Annotated in this window: 15 protein-coding genes; 7 read left to right on the plus strand and 8 right to left on the minus strand. The window is 69.2% G+C overall.

Translation table 11 applies throughout. The features are described 5' to 3' along the window. The first annotated feature begins 5 nt into the window (after nt 1–5). Nucleotides 6–740 (plus strand): SDR family NAD(P)-dependent oxidoreductase, encoded by a 735-nt coding sequence (locus tag ACYVIO_RS35170; RefSeq protein ID WP_460655280.1) that lies wholly within the window; start codon nt 6–8, stop codon nt 738–740. Nucleotides 741–827: 87 nt separating this feature from the next. Here the strand turns inward: ACYVIO_RS35170 and ACYVIO_RS35175 are convergent, their stop codons facing one another. Continuing rightward, nucleotides 828–1307 (minus strand): MarR family winged helix-turn-helix transcriptional regulator, encoded by a 480-nt coding sequence (locus tag ACYVIO_RS35175; RefSeq protein ID WP_460655281.1) that lies wholly within the window; start codon nt 1305–1307, stop codon nt 828–830. A 56-nt stretch (nt 1308–1363) separates the two neighbouring features. On the opposite strand from ACYVIO_RS35175, the gene ACYVIO_RS35180 reads away from it, so the two are divergent. From ACYVIO_RS35180 to ACYVIO_RS35200, 5 genes are all read left to right on the plus strand, one after another. After that, entirely contained in the window at nt 1364–2332 is a 969-nt protein-coding gene (locus ACYVIO_RS35180; RefSeq protein ID WP_460655282.1) for a glutamate-cysteine ligase family protein, read from the plus strand. Continuing rightward, on the plus strand, nt 2329–3300 hold the full coding sequence (locus tag ACYVIO_RS35185; protein ID WP_460655283.1) for an ATP-grasp domain-containing protein: 972 nt from the start codon (nt 2329–2331) through the stop codon (nt 3298–3300). Before ACYVIO_RS35180 ends, ACYVIO_RS35185 begins: the two co-directional genes overlap by 4 nt. Beyond that, nucleotides 3297–3695 (plus strand): MAPEG family protein, encoded by a 399-nt coding sequence (locus tag ACYVIO_RS35190; RefSeq protein ID WP_460655284.1) that lies wholly within the window; start codon nt 3297–3299, stop codon nt 3693–3695. The genes ACYVIO_RS35185 and ACYVIO_RS35190 overlap by 4 nt, the downstream gene beginning before the upstream one ends. 229 nt (nt 3696–3924) lie before the next feature. Further along, nucleotides 3925–4578 (plus strand): fasciclin domain-containing protein, encoded by a 654-nt coding sequence (locus tag ACYVIO_RS35195; RefSeq protein WP_460655285.1) that lies wholly within the window; start codon nt 3925–3927, stop codon nt 4576–4578. 38 nt (nt 4579–4616) lie between these two features. Beyond that, on the plus strand, nt 4617–6095 hold the full coding sequence (locus ACYVIO_RS35200; protein WP_460655286.1) for a cryptochrome/photolyase family protein: 1479 nt from the start codon (nt 4617–4619) through the stop codon (nt 6093–6095). Between the two features lie 3 nt (nt 6096–6098). On the opposite strand, the gene ACYVIO_RS35205 is transcribed toward ACYVIO_RS35200, so the two are convergent. The 7 genes from ACYVIO_RS35205 to ACYVIO_RS35235 form a co-directional block, all read right to left on the minus strand. Next, the gene (locus ACYVIO_RS35205; protein WP_460655287.1) at nt 6099–6929 is read right to left on the minus strand and encodes an alpha/beta fold hydrolase; all 831 of its coding nucleotides are present in this window, start codon (nt 6927–6929) and stop codon (nt 6099–6101) included. A 155-nt stretch (nt 6930–7084) separates the two neighbouring features. Continuing rightward, complete coding sequence (locus ACYVIO_RS35210; protein ID WP_460655288.1) at nt 7085–7981, minus strand: M56 family metallopeptidase; 897 nt, start codon at nt 7979–7981, stop codon at nt 7085–7087. Further along, nucleotides 7978–8352, minus strand: a complete 375-nt coding sequence (locus ACYVIO_RS35215) for a BlaI/MecI/CopY family transcriptional regulator (protein ID WP_460655289.1) — start codon at nt 8350–8352, stop codon at nt 7978–7980. Before ACYVIO_RS35215 ends, ACYVIO_RS35210 begins: the two co-directional genes overlap by 4 nt. A gap of 6 nt (nt 8353–8358) precedes the next feature. Next, complete coding sequence (locus ACYVIO_RS35220) at nt 8359–11115, minus strand: alkaline phosphatase family protein (RefSeq protein WP_460655290.1); 2757 nt, start codon at nt 11113–11115, stop codon at nt 8359–8361. 13 nt (nt 11116–11128) lie between these two features. Then, nucleotides 11129–12475 (minus strand): ABC transporter permease, encoded by a 1347-nt coding sequence (locus ACYVIO_RS35225; RefSeq protein WP_460655291.1) that lies wholly within the window; start codon nt 12473–12475, stop codon nt 11129–11131. Next, on the minus strand, nt 12472–13395 hold the full coding sequence (locus tag ACYVIO_RS35230; RefSeq protein WP_460655292.1) for an ABC transporter ATP-binding protein: 924 nt from the start codon (nt 13393–13395) through the stop codon (nt 12472–12474). The genes ACYVIO_RS35225 and ACYVIO_RS35230 overlap by 4 nt, the downstream gene beginning before the upstream one ends. A gap of 93 nt (nt 13396–13488) precedes the next feature. Continuing rightward, nucleotides 13489–14403 carry an MBL fold metallo-hydrolase gene (locus ACYVIO_RS35235; RefSeq protein WP_460655293.1) on the minus strand — a complete coding sequence of 305 codons (915 nt, stop codon included), beginning with the start codon at nt 14401–14403 and terminating at the stop codon, nt 13489–13491. 82 nt (nt 14404–14485) lie between these two features. Between ACYVIO_RS35235 and ACYVIO_RS35240 the strand changes: the two genes are divergently transcribed. Next, nucleotides 14486–15340: a LysR family transcriptional regulator gene (locus ACYVIO_RS35240; RefSeq protein WP_460655294.1), complete on the plus strand. Its 855-nt coding sequence runs from the start codon at nt 14486–14488 to the stop codon at nt 15338–15340. The last annotated feature ends 19 nt before the right edge of the window (nt 15341–15359 follow it).

A 15359-nucleotide genomic window follows, 5' to 3' on the forward strand; every position in this document is an offset into this window, starting at 1 on the left:
TGATCGTGGGAAAGCTCGATGGCAAGGTCGCGGTGATCACCGGCGGATCCACCGGCATGGCACTGGCCGGCGCCAAACTCTTCGTCGACGAAGGAGCGCACGTCTTCGTCCAGGCCCGGCGTCAGGACGCGCTGGACGATGCCGTCAAGGAGATCGGCCGCAACATCACCGCCGTACAAGGTGATGCGGCCGATCTGGACGACCTGGACCGCTTGTACGACACCGTCAAGCGGGAGAAGGGCTCGATCGACGTCCTGTGGGCCAGCGCCGGAATGGGAGAACCCGCCGTCCTCGGCGAGATCACCGAGGAACAGTTCGACCGCGCCTTCGGGCTCAACGCGCGCGGGACCCTGTTCACCGTGCAGAAGGCACTGCCACTGATCAACGACCACGGCTCGATCATCATGACCGGGTCCAACGCCTCACTCGGCGCCTTCCCCGGCTGGAGCCTGTACGCCGGAAGCAAAGCCGTGCAGCAGGCCTGGGCCCGCGTCTGGCTCAACGAACTGCGCGACCGCAAGATCCGGGTCAACGTCCTGACCCCTGGCCAGGTCGCGACCGCCAAGCAGGAAGAACTCTTCGACGAGGCAACCAGGGCCGCCTTCGAGTCCCTCATCCCCCGCGGACAGATGGGCCGCCCGGAAGAGATCGCCACCGTCGCCCTGTTCCTGGCCTCCGACGACTCCAGCTACGTCAACGGCCTGGAACTGACCGCCGACGGCGGCACCACCGCCATCTGAACCACACCAGAAAGAGAGCACACCTCATGAGCAGCATCACCCTCATCGGCACCGGGAACATGGCCCGCACCATCGGCACGCTCGAATTCACCGACTGAGCCCGGGGTCGTCGGCTTCCCAGCGTTCCAGCAGTACGGCGATTCGTGCGAGTACTTCGCGCGCCGTGTCGTACTCCGCTCGGCCGATCTCGTCGGCGAAGCGCTGGTCGAGCTCGATCAGGTGCTCGTACCCGCGCCCGGCGACCCAACGGCCGTGCTCGGTGTAGGTGACCAGCTTGGCCCGCCGGTCCTCGGGATCCGGGCGCATCTCGAGCAGGCCGAGGGCGACCATGTCACGGATCACCTCCCCCATCGACTGACGGGTGATCCCGGCCCGGACAGCCATGTCCGCGGCGCGCGAGCCCTCCTCGGCCAGCGTCGCGAAGACGGAGTTGTGGGCGGGCTTCACCTCGAGGTGACCGCGCCGGTGCGCGGTCCGCACCATGTCCGCCTGCAGTGCCCGGTTCGCCCGGTCGACCAGCGCGATCATCGGCTTGCGATCCGGCCGGGGCAACTCAGCCCTTGACATCCGTAAGGATTCCTTCCAATATTTCGACAGGAATCCTTACAGTATCAGGGGGCATCATGGATCCCAAGGAGCTACGCACGCTGGTCACCGGCCTGTTCGCCCAAGGCCGCCGGCGGACTCGGGTCGCGGTGGAGCAGGAGTTCATCGTCGCCGACACCGCGACCGGCGCGGCCGTGCCCATCGAGCGAGTACGCCGAGCAGCCCGTACGGCGGCCGCCGCGCGGTACGTCGGCTTCGAACCCGGCGGTCAGCTCGAACTGAGCCTGCCCTGCGCGCCCGGATCGGCCGCCATGATGCGCCTGGTCAGTGACATGACCGACGACCTCCAGCGCAACCTCACCACGGCCGGGATCCGCATCGACGCACTCCCCTGCGACCCGCGCCCCGAAGCTCAGGTCCCGCTGCAACTGACGGCTCCCCGGTACGCCGCCATGCAGCGCCACTTCGACACAATCGGTCCAGCAGGCCGCCGGATGATGCGCCGAACCGCCTCCACGCAGGTGTGCCTGGACTGGTGGCCCGGCCGTGCCGGTGCCGAGCAGTGGCGGGTCCTCAACCTCGCCGGCCCGTTCCTGGCCGCAGTCTTCGCGAGGAGCGCCGGACCCGGCGGCAGGCTCAGCACCTGGCTGGAGGTCGACCCCGACCGGACCGGATTCGACGAGCGGCTGTTGCTCGGCGACGACCCGATCACGGCGTACACGTCCTTCGCGGCGGGCGCCACGGTCTTCACCTCCGGCGGCCCGGCCGAGCACCTGACCACGCTGTTCCCGCCCGTGCGACCGCGGACGACCTATCTCGAGGTCCGCTTCCTCGACGCACAGCAGCCGGCCGCGCTCGGTCGCGTGGTCGCCGTACTCGAGAACCTCCTGTACGACGACGAGCTGCGCCGCCGAACGCTCCGCGCACTCGAACCCGAAGTCCCCCACCTGGCCGAGCACTGGCGCGCGGCCGCCGCAGGAGACCCCGCCATCGCAGACCGCGGTCGCGAACTGGTGCGGGTCCCAGATCTGGAGCCAGTCGCATGAACACCGTCTTGTTCGTCACCGACCCGCTCAACGGCCTGCAGCCCGACATCGACGCCACCATCGGCCTGATGAGTGCGACCCAGGATCTCGGCCTCGACGTCTTGTGCTGCCGGCCCGAAGAGCTCGCCGTCGTGGATGGCCGAGTGCGTGCCGACGCCCGCCGCATCCGGCTGCGACCGCGACGCCCGTCGGGTGGCGACCATCGCTGGATCGTCGATTCGACCTGGTGGGACGAGCGCGACCGCGCCGTCATCGACGTCGCCGGCGCCGACCTGGTGCACCTGCGCATCGACCCGCCGGTCGACCAGCGGTACCTGCACACGACGTACCTGCTCGACCTGGTCGAGGCCGCGGGCACCCGCGTGATCAACCGGCCCGAAGGCATCCGCGCGATGCACGAGAAGCTCATCGCGCTGCGCTTCCCCGAACTGTGCCCACCGACGTACGTCGGCACCGCGGTCACCGATCTCCGCGACTTCGTGGCCAGGGTCGGTACGGCGGTGGTCAAGCCCGTCGACGGCTTCGCCGGACTCGACGTCTGGCTGGTCGATGACGACCACGCCGCGATCGCGCTGCTCGAGTCCGCCACCCACGGCGGTCGTCGCCAGGTGATCGCCCAGCAGTACCTGTCCAGCGTCGAGGACGGCAACAAGCGACTGTTCCTGCTCGACGCGGAGATCGTCGGCGCCGTACTGCGCCGGCCGTCGGTCGACGACTTCCGGATCGGCCCGCCGGTCGCGGTCGCGGACATCGACGACGACGACCGGGCGATCGTCGCCGCGCTCCGTCCGCACCTGCGCCGTCACGGCATCGCGATCGCCGGTCTGGACGTCATCGCCGGCCGACTGATCGAGGTCAACGTGACCTGCCCCGGCGGCATGCACAAGACCGACGCCCTGCTCGGCACCGAGCTCAGCCTCGACATCGTCCGCCAACTGACCGCATCAACCCTGGGAGTCCTCACATGAGTACCGTCACCGTCATCTGCATCGCCTTGATGGGCATCCTGCTGTTCCTCCTGGGTGCCAACGTCAGCCGCCAGCGCGGGATCACCGGCAAGCAGGGCGGCAACCAACTGCCGACCGACCCCGCCTCCGCGCTGATGATCGCCGTACGGGCCCATGGCAACGCCGCCGAGTACATCCCGACGATGATCGTCCTGCTCCTGGTCTGCTCGGTGCTGTCCTCCACCTGGTGGGTCGACGCCCTGGCCGTCGCGGCGTTGCTGGTCCGCACCGTGCACGCCGCCGGCATGCTCACCGCGAAAACCCTCGCCGCGTACACCCCTCTGCGCGCTCTCGGCGCAACCGGCACCTACGTCGTCGGCGTCGCCCTCGGAGTGACCGCGATCGCGACGCTGTAGAACCCGGAGTCTCAGTGCTCACCTTCGGCTTCGGGTGAGCGCTGGCCGCGGAGCGATCCGGGGTGCGCCTTGGCCGCCGTACACGCTCGCGAACCACACCAGGCGCCGGGTCCGTTCAAGCCCGGCGTTGCACAACTTTCGCACAGGTGCATCCGCAACGGGCCGCCATCCGGAAGAAGCATGGAGTACGGCGGCAACGGTGCCGTCGTCCCGGCCGAGAGGTTGTCCCATGCGCAAGATCTCACGACGTCTGACCGCCAGTGCCGTCGCGTTCGGAGTGCTGCTCACCAGCGCCGTCGCGACCACGACCCAGGCCGACGCGACCCAGCGGCTCGGAACTCGCAGCCTGGCCGCCGTACTGGCCTCGGACGGTGACACGTTCGACCGCAACTGGAAGGACTACGACGTGCTGACCCAGGCGGTCGGTGCGGTCCTGGCGGCCAAGCCGAACAGCCCGGTCAAGGTGCTTGCCGACGGCAACACCGCGCTCACCGCCTTCCTGCCGAGCGATCGGGCCTTCCAGCTGCTGGCCAAGGACCTGACCGGCAAGTGGTACCGCTCGGAGAGCCAGCTCTTCGCCGGGCTGGCCGGACTGCTGGGCGTCGACACCATCGAGGCCGTTCTGCTGTACCACGTGGTCCCCGGCGCCACGATCGACAGCCGTACGGCGCTCAAGTCCGACGGCGCCAAGCTGACCACGGCGCTGCCCGGAGGCACTCTGAAGGTCGATGTGCTGAGCAAGCGCTACCGCCTGATCCGGCTGATCGATGCTGACCGCAACGACTCCGACCCGCTGGTGAACCCGTGGGCCCTGGACATCAACAAGGGCAACAAGCAGATTGCCCACGGCATCTGGTTGGTGCTGCGGCCGCTGGACATCTGATCGGGTAGGGCAGCCCGGGGATTGGGTACTGCGGGACCATGAAGCGACGATGGCTGTTCGCCGACCAGCTCGGACCTCATTTCCTGGACGCGACCGACCAGCCGGCTCTGCTGATCGAGTCGAGGGCGGTGTTCGCCCGGCGGCGGTTCCATCGTCAGAAGGCCCACCTGGTGCTGTCCGCCTTGAGGCATCGCGCGGCCGAGCTCGGCGACCGGGTCCAGTTCGAACAAGCGGACACCTACCGGGAGGCGCTCGACCGGGTCAGCGGTGAGCTCACCGTCTGCCAACCCACGTCGTACGCCGCTGATCGGTTCGTCCGCGGTCTCGAGCGCGTCGAGGTCCTCGCGGCGCGGGGGTTCGCTACCAGCCGCGAGGACTTCGAGGACTGGGCCGGCCGGCGCGGTGCGAAGCGGTTGCTGATGGAGGACTTCTACCGCGAGGCCCGGGTCCGGCTCGACGTCCTGATGGAGGGCAGCAACCCGGCCGGCGGCCGGTGGAACTTCGACCACGACAACCGCGAAGCACCACCGAAGCAGCCGACCCTCGGCACCGCGGAACCGTGGTGGCCCACCGAGGACGAGATCGACGAGGAGGTCCGGGCCGATCTCGACCGCTGGCAGCGCGACGGCGACGTCAGCTTCGTCGGCGACGACGGTCCTCGCCGGTTCGCCGTCACCCGGCGGGAGGCGTTGCACGTCCTGCGCGACTTCGTCGAGCACCGGCTGCCCGGGTTCGGTCCGCACGAGGACGCGATGCTCACCGCCGACGACTGGATGGCCCACTCGTTGCTGTCGGCACCATTGAACCTCGGCCTGCTCGATCCGCTCGAAGCGGTCGAGCGCGCCGAGGACGCCTACCGCGACGGTGCCGCGCCACTCGCCTCGGTCGAGGGGTTCGTCCGTCAGCTGATCGGCTGGCGCGACTACATGTGGCATCTGTACTGGCACTTCGGCGACGACTACCGGCATCGCAACAAGCTCCTCGCCCGCCGGCCGCTCCCCGACTGGTTCACCGAGCTCGATGCCGACGGCACCGTCGAAGCGCGTTGCCTGTCGGAAGTCCTGCGCGGCGTCCGCGAGCACGGCTGGGTCCACCACATTCCCCGGCTCATGGTCCTCGGCAACTACGCGATGCAGCGCGGCTGGAACCCGCAGGAGGTGACGGACTGGTTCCACCGCTCGTTCGTCGACGGCTACGACTGGGTGATGGTCGCCAACGTGATCGGCATGTCCCAGTACGCCGACGGCGGCCTTCTCGCGACCAAGCCGTACGCCGCCGGCGGTGCCTACATCAACAAGATGAGCGACTTCTGCGGCGACTGCCGCTACAACCCGCGCCTCCGCGTCGGCCCCGACGCCTGCCCGTTCACCGCCGGCTACTGGTGGTTCCTCGACCGCAACGCCGACCGCCTCCAGGACAACCAACGCATCGCCCGCCAACTGACAGCCCGCACCCGCCTGAAAGACCTGCCAGAGCTGGTCCACCAGGAACAAGCCCGCGAAAACAGCCCGCCGTGAGTCTCAGACGGCCAAGAGGTCGCCGCAGAAGAAGCGGATGGCGCGGTTGACCGTCTCGGGTCGCTCCCACGGCAGGAAGTGACCGGCGCCCTTGACCCAGAGCGGTCCGGCCGCGCCCGGGAAGGCAAGTGCGCATCGCTGGTCGATGTGGTCGCCGAGGGTGACCTGGTCGGTGCCGATCAGGATGAGGGCCGGCTGCCGGACCGGGCGGTCGAGCATTTCCGGGGCCGACAGCGAACGGGTGCCCATGACCACCTCGTAGTCGGCGAAGGCGGCGCGCAGCCGCGCGGCATCGCCGTACGGCTCGGTCAAGAAGGCCAGATCCTCTTCGTCGAAGGCATCGGGTGGACACCACATGCGGTGCCCGTAGAACTCACCGACATAGCGTCGCCGCTGTTCAGGCGTCGCCAGTTCGGCGATCAAGGCGTCGGCATGGCGCCCTTGGAGGCGGTGGTAGTCGTAGACGGCGGGCTTGGGTCGGTTCGGCGGGATGCCCGCTGCCGCGAACGCTTCGGCCAGGTCGGGCATCGAGTCGTCCAGGATCACCAGGCGATCCACCCGGCCGGGGTGGCGGTTGGCCAGGTCGAGGGCGACCGCCCCGCCGAGATCGTGGCCGACGACGACGGCGCGGTTCCAGCCAAGCTTGTCGAGCAGGCCGATGAGGTCGGTGGTGAACGCGTTGAGGTCGTAGAAGTCGTCCGGCGCGAAGTCGGAGTCTCCGTAGCCGCGCAAGTCCGGTGCGACGACGTCGAACCCCGCCTCGGCCAGCGGGACGAGGTTGTGCGACCAGATGCGGCTCGTGCAAGGGAACCCGTGAATGAGCAGCAGCGGCACGCCGCCGCTTCCTTGTCGCCGTACCGCCAGGTGATGTCCCGGGCGGACCTCGACCAGCTCGGGCGCAACGAGCTCAGAAGGAGCAACCATGCAGCCGGTCTACACCGCATCCCGGACGACGAACTTCCGGGATGCAGCGGGACCCGGACGAAGGTCTAGCCGAGCAGCATCCTGAGCCAAGCAGCAGCAACACCGAGGAATCCGACGATCGCGATCGCGGTGACGAACAGTTGGGCGATGACGAGTGCCGCTACCCAGCTCAGCCCCTGCCAGCGCGGCAGCGGGCGGGGGCCCGCGATGGCCGCCACGCGCTCGACTGCTTGTGAACCGTGCAGACCGAGAGCGGGTGCCAGATCATGCCCGGATCCGGCCAGCGATGCTTTCGCCACGGCTCGGGCGACCATGTCCCGATCACCGACCTCTGCGGCGGCGTCCTCGTCGGCCGAGCGCTCCACCAGGTAGCTGGTCAGGCTCACGAGGCTGGTCAGCAACGGGTTCGCCGCGGCCGAGTAAGCAGCGACAGCGACGAGCCGATGGTGTCGCCGGTTCAGGTGGGAGCGCTCGTGCGCGAGCAGGACTCGCCGCTCGGCTTCGCTGAGGACGCGCAGCATCCCCGAAGTGACGAGGACGTGCCCAGGCCGTCCCGGGACCGCAACGGCGAACGCCTCCGTGAGGTCGGCCACCGCCAGTCCGGCGTACGGCGTCTTGATCGCTCGTAACTCGCGCACGACCTGGTGACGGCGTCGCACCTCGCGCAGGAATCGGACCGTCACGGCCAGCAGAATCAGCGCCGCGGTCGCTCCCAGCCAGTCGGGAACAGGTTCCGGCAGGCCGAGCTCGGGCCGTCCTTCGAACGCCGACAGTGGCGGCAGGTCGTCGAACAGCGTCAACGACAGCAGGGTCAGACTGCAGGTGGACGCAAATGCGGCGACGGCGGCGCCGGCCGTCGCAACCCGTACGGCGGCCAGCGGCCGCAGCATGGCGGCCGTCCGGGCCGTCGCCAGGGGGAACAGGATGCTCAGCAGCAGCGGCAGATAGACCCAGACCCTCACGACTCCCCCGCCCGGTTGGACAACCACTGCCGGAGGATCTCCGCCTCGTCGTCGTCGAGCACGGCAGCGAACTCGCGCAGGACCTCCTCGCGATTTCCGACCGCCCGCAAAGTCGTCCGCAGTTGCGCGGCGGCCGACGACGCCTCGTCCTTGGTCGGCCAGTAGACGTGCGCCCGGCCTCGCTCCGCCCGCTCGAGCAGGCCCTTGGCCGTCAACCGGGTCAGGATGGTCTGGAGCGTGTTGTACGCAAGCCCTTCGCCGATCTGCGCCTGCACCTCCGACGTCGTCAAGGGCGTGCGGGAAGCCCAGAGCGCGGCCATCACCTGCGCCTCCAGCTCTCCGGCACCTCGCCGCACGCCCTTGTCGGTCACGATGGATCAGCCGTCGTTCTCAGCCGACGGGATCACCGCGCCCGGTACGTCGGCCGGGGCGAAGATCTTGCTCTCCCCCGGGTACGGCGTCGACCAGTCGTGCGCCTGGTACCAGTCGAAGTGGTTCATCTGGGCCGGGTTCGCGAAGTCCGCGCGGGCGTCGGGCCCGGTGAGCTTCTGCTGAGTCTTCCAGCTGTCCCACTGCGCCGCGACGTCCTGCTGGGCGGCCGGTACGACGGCCTTCGGCGCGGGTGCGGCGTTCGGGTTCTGCGCCGCGGGGACGTCCGCACCGCACGGCGGCGGCGTGGGCAGGCCCGCGGTCAGCGACGTCCGGTTCGGGACGGCGTTGAACGGCGTGAAGTCGGGCCGCGCGGTGAACGCCGACGCCATCGGGGTCGCCGCGGTGTCCTTCTGGTTCATCGGCTTGACGCCGAGGATCTGCTCGATCGTGCGGATCATCGTAATCTGGGTGTAGTAGCGGCTGTCGACCACGCCGTGCCGCGCGTACGGGCTGATGATCTGGATCGGGGCCCGGTGGCCGTCGACGTGGTCCAGGCCGGCCTGGGAGTCGTCCTCGACGACGAAGATCGCGGAGTCCTTCCAGTACTTGCTGTGCGAGATCTGGTCGATGATCTTGCCGGTGGCCAGGTCGTTGTCGGCGACCTGCGCGGCGCCGTTCGGCGGGCCACCGGTGTGGTCGCTGGACAGCCAGAACATGTTCAGGTTCGCCGGGCCGTGCTTGGCGAAGTCCTGCTTCCAGATCTCGTACCGGTACAGGTCCGGTACGTCGGTGTCGAACTTCGGGAAGCCGTGCACCGAGACGTCGTTCAGCGACGGGATCGGTGACGAGGAGACCAGCGGGTACGCCGTGCTCTGTCCGGTCGCGGCCATGCTCTTGGTGTCGCAGTACAGGTTCTGCCAGGTCGCCCCGGCCGGCTTGGTGAGGAACTGCTGGAACTCACCGAAGTCGCGCACGGTCTTGCCGGTCGCCTGCACACCGGTCCAGATGAACCCGGTCCGTTGGTGGCCGAGGGCATCGTCTTCCGTGTCGTAGCTGCGCAGGTACTCACCCGCCGACGACTCGGTGTACTCCGGATTGTCGGCCTGCATGAGCCAGTTGTGGCCCTCGGCCGAGTTCGTCCCGATGTCGTAGGTGTTGTCGTACAGGCCGAACTGCTTGGTCAGCTCGTGCTGGTTCGGCGTCACGTTCTCGCCGTACTGCGCGAGCGCCGGATCACCGTTGCCTGCGGCAATGTCACCGAAGAGCTGATCGTAGGTGCGGTTCTCCTTGACGATCAGGAAGACGTGCTTGATCGTCGACGGGTCGCCGAGACGCTGCGGGACCGGCACCGCCTTCGGCTTCGGCTTGCCCTTCGCCGCGGCCAGGGCCGCGTTCTTGGTCCATCCGTTCTGCTGGAAGACCGTGGCCGTCGCGGCCTTGATCGCGTGGTCGTCGGGGAGCCGGAACTTGGTCAGGCTCGACGTCGTGTCGTGCGTGCCGTGACCGGCGGCGGTGGTCTCGCGCCGCGCGTCGACACCGCGGGTGTTGGAGACGACGACGTCCTTGCCGACCGTCGTGATCTCGGCCGGGAAGTAGTCCGTCGGCAGCAGCCCGACGTAGCTGACCGGCTCGAGCGCGGTGCGGTACTTGTACACGGCAACGGCGTTCGCGCGGCCGAGCGTCACCAGGAGATGACCGTCGTCGGTCAGCGTCACGCCGTTGGGCTCGTAGCCCACCGAGGCTTCGGTCCACGGCTGGGTCGCGATGGTCTGCAGCACCTTGTCGCGCTGGGTGTCGATCACCGAGACCGAGTTCGTGGCCGTGTTGGTGACGAACAGCGTGCCGTTCTTCGCGTACAGCGCGGTCGGGTGCAGGCCGACCGTGATGCTCGACGGCTTCGCCGTGCGGCGCCCGAGGTCGATCACGCTGACCGTGCCGGTCGTGGTCGCGGCGGTGACCTGCGACGCGGGCACCTGCGTGCCGTACGAGTTGATCGTCGGCTCCCCCGGCCTCGCCGGACGGCCGCCCTCGTTGCTGACGTAGAGCTTCGAACCGACCTGGACCAGGTCGCGCGGCGCGTTGCCGACCGCCCAGCTCTGCGTGACCGTGCCGGTCGCCGTGTCGATCGCGACGACACGGTTCTGGCCGTTCACCGCGGAGTACACGGTCGAGCTGTCGGCCGAGAAGACGGCTTCGCCGACCAGCGCGTGCTTCGCGCCGTCGGCCGCGATCGTGACGAACGTCGGATCGGCCAGCGAGCCGTCCGGCTTCACGGTGAACCGGCGGTAGCCGTCGGTCTGGCCGAGCCACAGCTGCGTGCCGTCGGGCGAGTACGTCGGGCCTTCCTGGCCGATGTCGTTGCCCGGGATGCGCAGGTCCGCGGCGGCGTTGTTGCCGACGTACTGCTGCACCTTCCAGGTCTTCAGGTCGACGACCGCCAGGGCCATCCCGCCGTCGGTGATCGACGCGGCCAGGTGGCTGCCGTCGGGGCTGACCGTCGACGACATGATCTTCCCCTTCTGGAGGAGAAGACGGTCGCCCAGCGGTGCGACGTACTGGTCGCTCGAGACGACCTGGCCGTCGCCGGTCACCTGGCCGACCCGGTCCGTGCCGAACTGCTGGGTCGAGGCGACAGCGGTGCCGGCCAGGGCGGCGGCGAGCGCCGTCGTCCCTGCCGTCACGACGGTCGCCCGCCGGCTGACGCGCCGGCCAAGGAGGCCCAGCCGGCCCTCCTTGTCACGCCTGCGGCGTGTTACCTGCATGAGGTTGGTCCCTTCAGGGGGTGGACGGAAGCAGTTCGACCAAGCCGTCGAACTGCCAGAGCGGGTTCGGCTCGTCGCCGGCCGGGGTGCGGACCAGGAAGTAGCCGTTGACTTCCTTCGGGCCGTCGCCGTCGGCGACGTACCGGCCGACCGGGTTGATGTCGAGCTGGTAGATGGCCGAGCCGGCCGCCTCGACGCCGGGCACGTGCCAGCTCACGACGCAGCGCCAGTCGTTGCCGGGGCCCTGTGCCGCGACCTGGTCGCCGCCCTTGGTGCAGGCGGCCGAGGCCTGCAGCTGCTCCTCGGTGACGGCCGGACGGTTCAGCTGCTGGGTCTGGAGGCGGTAGAGGTGCGCGAACTCGGTCGCGAGTGCCTGCTGCACCTTCGCCTGGTCGACGCCTGAGCCGGTCGCATCGGCCGCCGGTACGACGACCGCCGTGGTCAGGCCGAACAGGACGACGAGCGGCAGCGCGCCGGCAACGAGTGCCAGGCGCCCCGAGCCGTCGTGGGACGGGTTGGTGAAGTCCCGTCGTACGAAGAGGAAGTACGCCAGGCCGGTCGCGACCACGGCCCACACCAGGCTGACGACGATGCCGATCAGGAGCGGTTTCAACTGGCCGGGACTCGTGAAAAGCCCGTTCCAGCTGATGAATCCGTAGCCGGGCAGGGCAAGTCGTACGGCGACGGGTACCGGCAGCATCTGGATGATCTGCATCGCCAGCGCGACCAGCGCCGGCAGCAGCAGGCCCATCGGGGACCGGCCGAGCGCGACCGATCCGAGCAGGCCGATCGCGCTCAGTGCCAGCGTCGGCGCGAGCGCGCAGGCCCAGGCGAGGAACACGCGGCCGGCCGCATCACCCGGCGACAGCAGATGGCCGTCGAGTCCGATCAGTGGCCTGTTGCCAACCACGGCGACGCCGCTGATCGCGCTCGACACCACCAGCCCGACGACGAGCAGCAGGATCACGGTGAGGCTCGCCAGCGCCTTCGAGACGAAGATCCGCCGCGGCGACCGTACGGCGACCAGCAGGTGCCGCCAGGTGCCGAGCCGGTCCTCCGAGGCGAACACGTCACCGGCGACCAGCGAGGTCAGCAACGGCAACGCCCATGAACCCGAGAAGCCCAGCAGCACAAGGGGCCCGGCCCAACCGGTGGCGTGCATCCACCGACCGAAGAGCGTGTCGACGGGGAGCGATGCCTGTTGACTCACGACAGCGACGAACACCGCGGGAGCGATCCAGCAGGCGATGATCAGCAGGCGCACCCGCCACTGCGACAGCAGCTTGACGAGCTCGAAGCGGTAGCCCCGCGCCACCGAGACCCGGTGCACTACGGGCGCTTCGATCGTGGTCGCGGTCATCGGTCGGTCTCCACTTCGGTCAGGGCGAGGAACGCGGCCTCGAGCGGTGACACCACCGGCGAGAGCTCGCGCACGGCGATGTCGGCCTGGACGAGTCGCTTCACGAGCTCGTCCAGTACGGGCACCTGCCCGGACACCACCAGTACGTCGCCAGGCTCGCCATCGACCCTGAGCCCTTCGGTGCCAACGGCAACCTTCCGGGCGGCCTCCGGATCGGAGGTGACGATCCGGTAGTCCAGTTCGCTGTGCTCGCCGGCGAGCTTGCCGAGCGGACCGGAGAACGCGACCCGGCCGGTCGACAGGATCGTCACCTCGGAGCACAGCGCCTCGACGTCGTCCATCCGGTGGCTCGACAGCACGACCGCGGTTCCCTCCGCGGCCAGCCGCTTCAGTACGCCGTACACGTGCTTCTTGCCGGACGGATCGAGGCCGTTCGACGGCTCGTCGAGGATCAGCAGCCGGGGCTTGGTGAGCAGGGCGGCCGCGAGACCGAGGCGCTGTCGCATGCCGAGCGAGAACCCGCGCGTGCGGTCGTTGGCGACATCGGTCAGCCCGACCTGCGCCAGTACGTCGTCGATCCGCCGCGTCATGGTGGCGTCGCCGCGCAGGGCGGCCAGCGTTGCAAGGTTCTGCCTGGCGGTCAGCGACGGGTAGAGGCCCGGGCCGTCGACGAAACCGGCGACGCCTTCGGGGACCGCGAGGGCGCGGCCGACCGGCGTACCGAGAATCTCGAGGCTGCCGCTGTCGGCGACGGCCAATCCCAGCAGGAGGCCGAGCAGCGTGGTCTTGCCGGCGCCGTTCGGACCGACCAGACCATGGATCTGACCGGCCGGGACGGTCAGCTCGACGCCGTCGAGCGCGACGACCTCACCGAAGGTCTGCTGGATCCCGCGAGCACGGACAGCGAGCGGTGCGTCCATGGTTCCCTTCCTGGGCGGATGCCTGACCAGAAAACATTAGGCAGGAATGCATCCACGCACGGGAACGAGAAGTTGAACGATCGAAGAACTCCCCTACAGCATGTAGGAGGCCTGGGCTTCCGCGCACAGGCAGCTCACGGCAGGGGCGATCCACTCCTGCCCGCTCCAGCCGGGGTGCCGGTCGATCAGCACCTCCCGAACCTCGGCCACGATCTGCTCGATCGCCGCGTCGCGGCGATGCCACGTCTCGTCGCGGAGCTCGCGCAGATAGTCCCGCACCTCCGCGAGGAGCTGCGGACCGCCGACGGCGCCATGACCGGGCACCACCAGCGCAGGCGTGGACGCGATCAGCCGATCCATCACCGCGAGCCACTCGACACCGGAGACATCCACGTCGTACGGCGGGAACCAGGGGAAGATCGCGAACTGGCCGGCCTCGGCCAAATCCCCGGTGAACAGCACCCCGGCGTCCGGCACCTCGACCACCTGGTCGCCCTTGGTGTGGCCGCGTCCCGTCGATCGCAGCCTGACGATCCGACCACCGAGATCCAGCTCGTACTGGTCGCCGTACACGACATCCGGCGTCGGCACCTCCACTCCGTCGAGGCGATCCGCGACGGCCCCGCCGAACCCGCGGAACATCTCGAGGTAGCCGGTCCCCTTCGCCGCCAGGTCAGCGGCCTGCGCGTCGTTGACCAGGTACGTCGCCCGGCCGGCGAACACCTGTGCGCCGTACGCGTGCTCGGGATGGAAGTGCGTCGTGGTCAGGTACAGCCGACGCCCCTTCGCGATCTCGGACGCGAACGCGAGCACCTGCTCGCCGTTGGCCACACCGATTCCGGTCTCGACGACCAGTACGGCGTCCTTCCCGCCGATGATCCCGATGTTGGGCACGAGGTCGACGCCGTCGTTCGGAATCACGAGCAGGTCGGCAGCGAGCTCGCGGGCGCCGGACACCCGCACCTCGGGATCGGGCAGGTCCGGGTTGGTCAGGTTCAGCTCAGTCATGACTCGATTCCACCCGGCCGCGGCCACCGGCGTCCAAGACCGATCCCGTCGCCTCGATACCGGGCGGGTATCGTCGCTGGTCATGGAGCTTCGTCAGCTGCGGTACTTCGTGGCCGTCGCCGAGGAGCTCCACTTCGGCCGGGCCGCGACCCGGCTGCACATGAGCCAGCCACCGCTGAGCCGAGCGATCAAACAGCTCGAGACCGAGGTCGGCGCCACGCTCCTGCACCGGTCGGCGACCGGCGTCGTACTGACTCCGGCGGGTGCCGTCCTGCTCGACGACGCGCGCCGGCTTCTCGAACAGGCCGACCAGGTCCGCGTGCGCGTGGCCGCGGCGGCGGGTCCGGCGACCATCACGCTCGGCATCCTCGGTGACAGCACCGACGAGGGCGCTAACCGGCTGGCCGCGGAGTTCCGCCGCGAGCACCCGGACGTCGAGGTCCGCATCCGCGACACCGACCTGACCGACCCGACCTGCGGGCTCCGCGCCGGCCTGGTCGACGTCGCTCTCACCCGAGCGCCGTTCGAGCTGTCAGGCCTGACGACGTACGACCTCAGAGCCGACTCGCTGGGTGTAGTCCTGCGATCCGATGACCCGCTGGCCGAACAAGCCGAGCTGACTCTGGCCGACCTCGCCGAACGGCCCTGGTTCCGCTTCCCCGACGGCACCGACGCGACCTGGCAGAACTACTGGTCCGGCGGAACCCCACGCCAAGGCCCGATCGTCCGCACAGTCCAGGAATGCCTGCAAGCCGTGCTCTGGAACGGAACCATCGGCCTGGCCCCGCTGCGACACGAACCACCCTCCCCCGGCCTGACTATCGTCCCCCTCCGCGACATCCCACCCAGCCGCGTCGTCGTGGCGTGGAAGCACCCCGACACCAACCCACTGATCCCGTCCCTGGTCCGAATCGCGCGGACGGCGTACAGCAACTGAGACTCAGTTGCTGGTCTGG

It is taken from the genome of Kribbella endophytica (assembly GCF_054781295.1).

Bases quoted from the DNA above. Each gene is read 5' to 3' on its own strand.
- ACYVIO_RS35175 (WP_460655281.1), bottom strand. From the start codon at position 1,307: ATGTCAAGGGCTGAGTTGCCCCGGCCGGATCGCAAGCCGATGATCGCG.
- ACYVIO_RS35180 (WP_460655282.1), top strand. From the start codon at position 1,364: ATGGATCCCAAGGAGCTACGCACGCTGGTCACCGGCCTGTTCGCCCAA.
- ACYVIO_RS35185 (WP_460655283.1), top strand. From the start codon at position 2,329: ATGAACACCGTCTTGTTCGTCACCGACCCGCTCAACGGCCTGCAGCCC.
- ACYVIO_RS35190 (WP_460655284.1), top strand. From the start codon at position 3,297: ATGAGTACCGTCACCGTCATCTGCATCGCCTTGATGGGCATCCTGCTG.
- ACYVIO_RS35195 (WP_460655285.1), top strand. From the start codon at position 3,925: ATGCGCAAGATCTCACGACGTCTGACCGCCAGTGCCGTCGCGTTCGGA.
- ACYVIO_RS35200 (WP_460655286.1), top strand. From the start codon at position 4,617: ATGAAGCGACGATGGCTGTTCGCCGACCAGCTCGGACCTCATTTCCTG.
- ACYVIO_RS35220 (WP_460655290.1), bottom strand. From the start codon at position 11,115: ATGCAGGTAACACGCCGCAGGCGTGACAAGGAGGGCCGGCTGGGCCTC.
- ACYVIO_RS35225 (WP_460655291.1), bottom strand. From the start codon at position 12,475: ATGACCGCGACCACGATCGAAGCGCCCGTAGTGCACCGGGTCTCGGTG.
- ACYVIO_RS35230 (WP_460655292.1), bottom strand. From the start codon at position 13,395: ATGGACGCACCGCTCGCTGTCCGTGCTCGCGGGATCCAGCAGACCTTC.
- ACYVIO_RS35235 (WP_460655293.1), bottom strand. From the start codon at position 14,403: ATGACTGAGCTGAACCTGACCAACCCGGACCTGCCCGATCCCGAGGTG.
- ACYVIO_RS35240 (WP_460655294.1), top strand. From the start codon at position 14,486: ATGGAGCTTCGTCAGCTGCGGTACTTCGTGGCCGTCGCCGAGGAGCTC.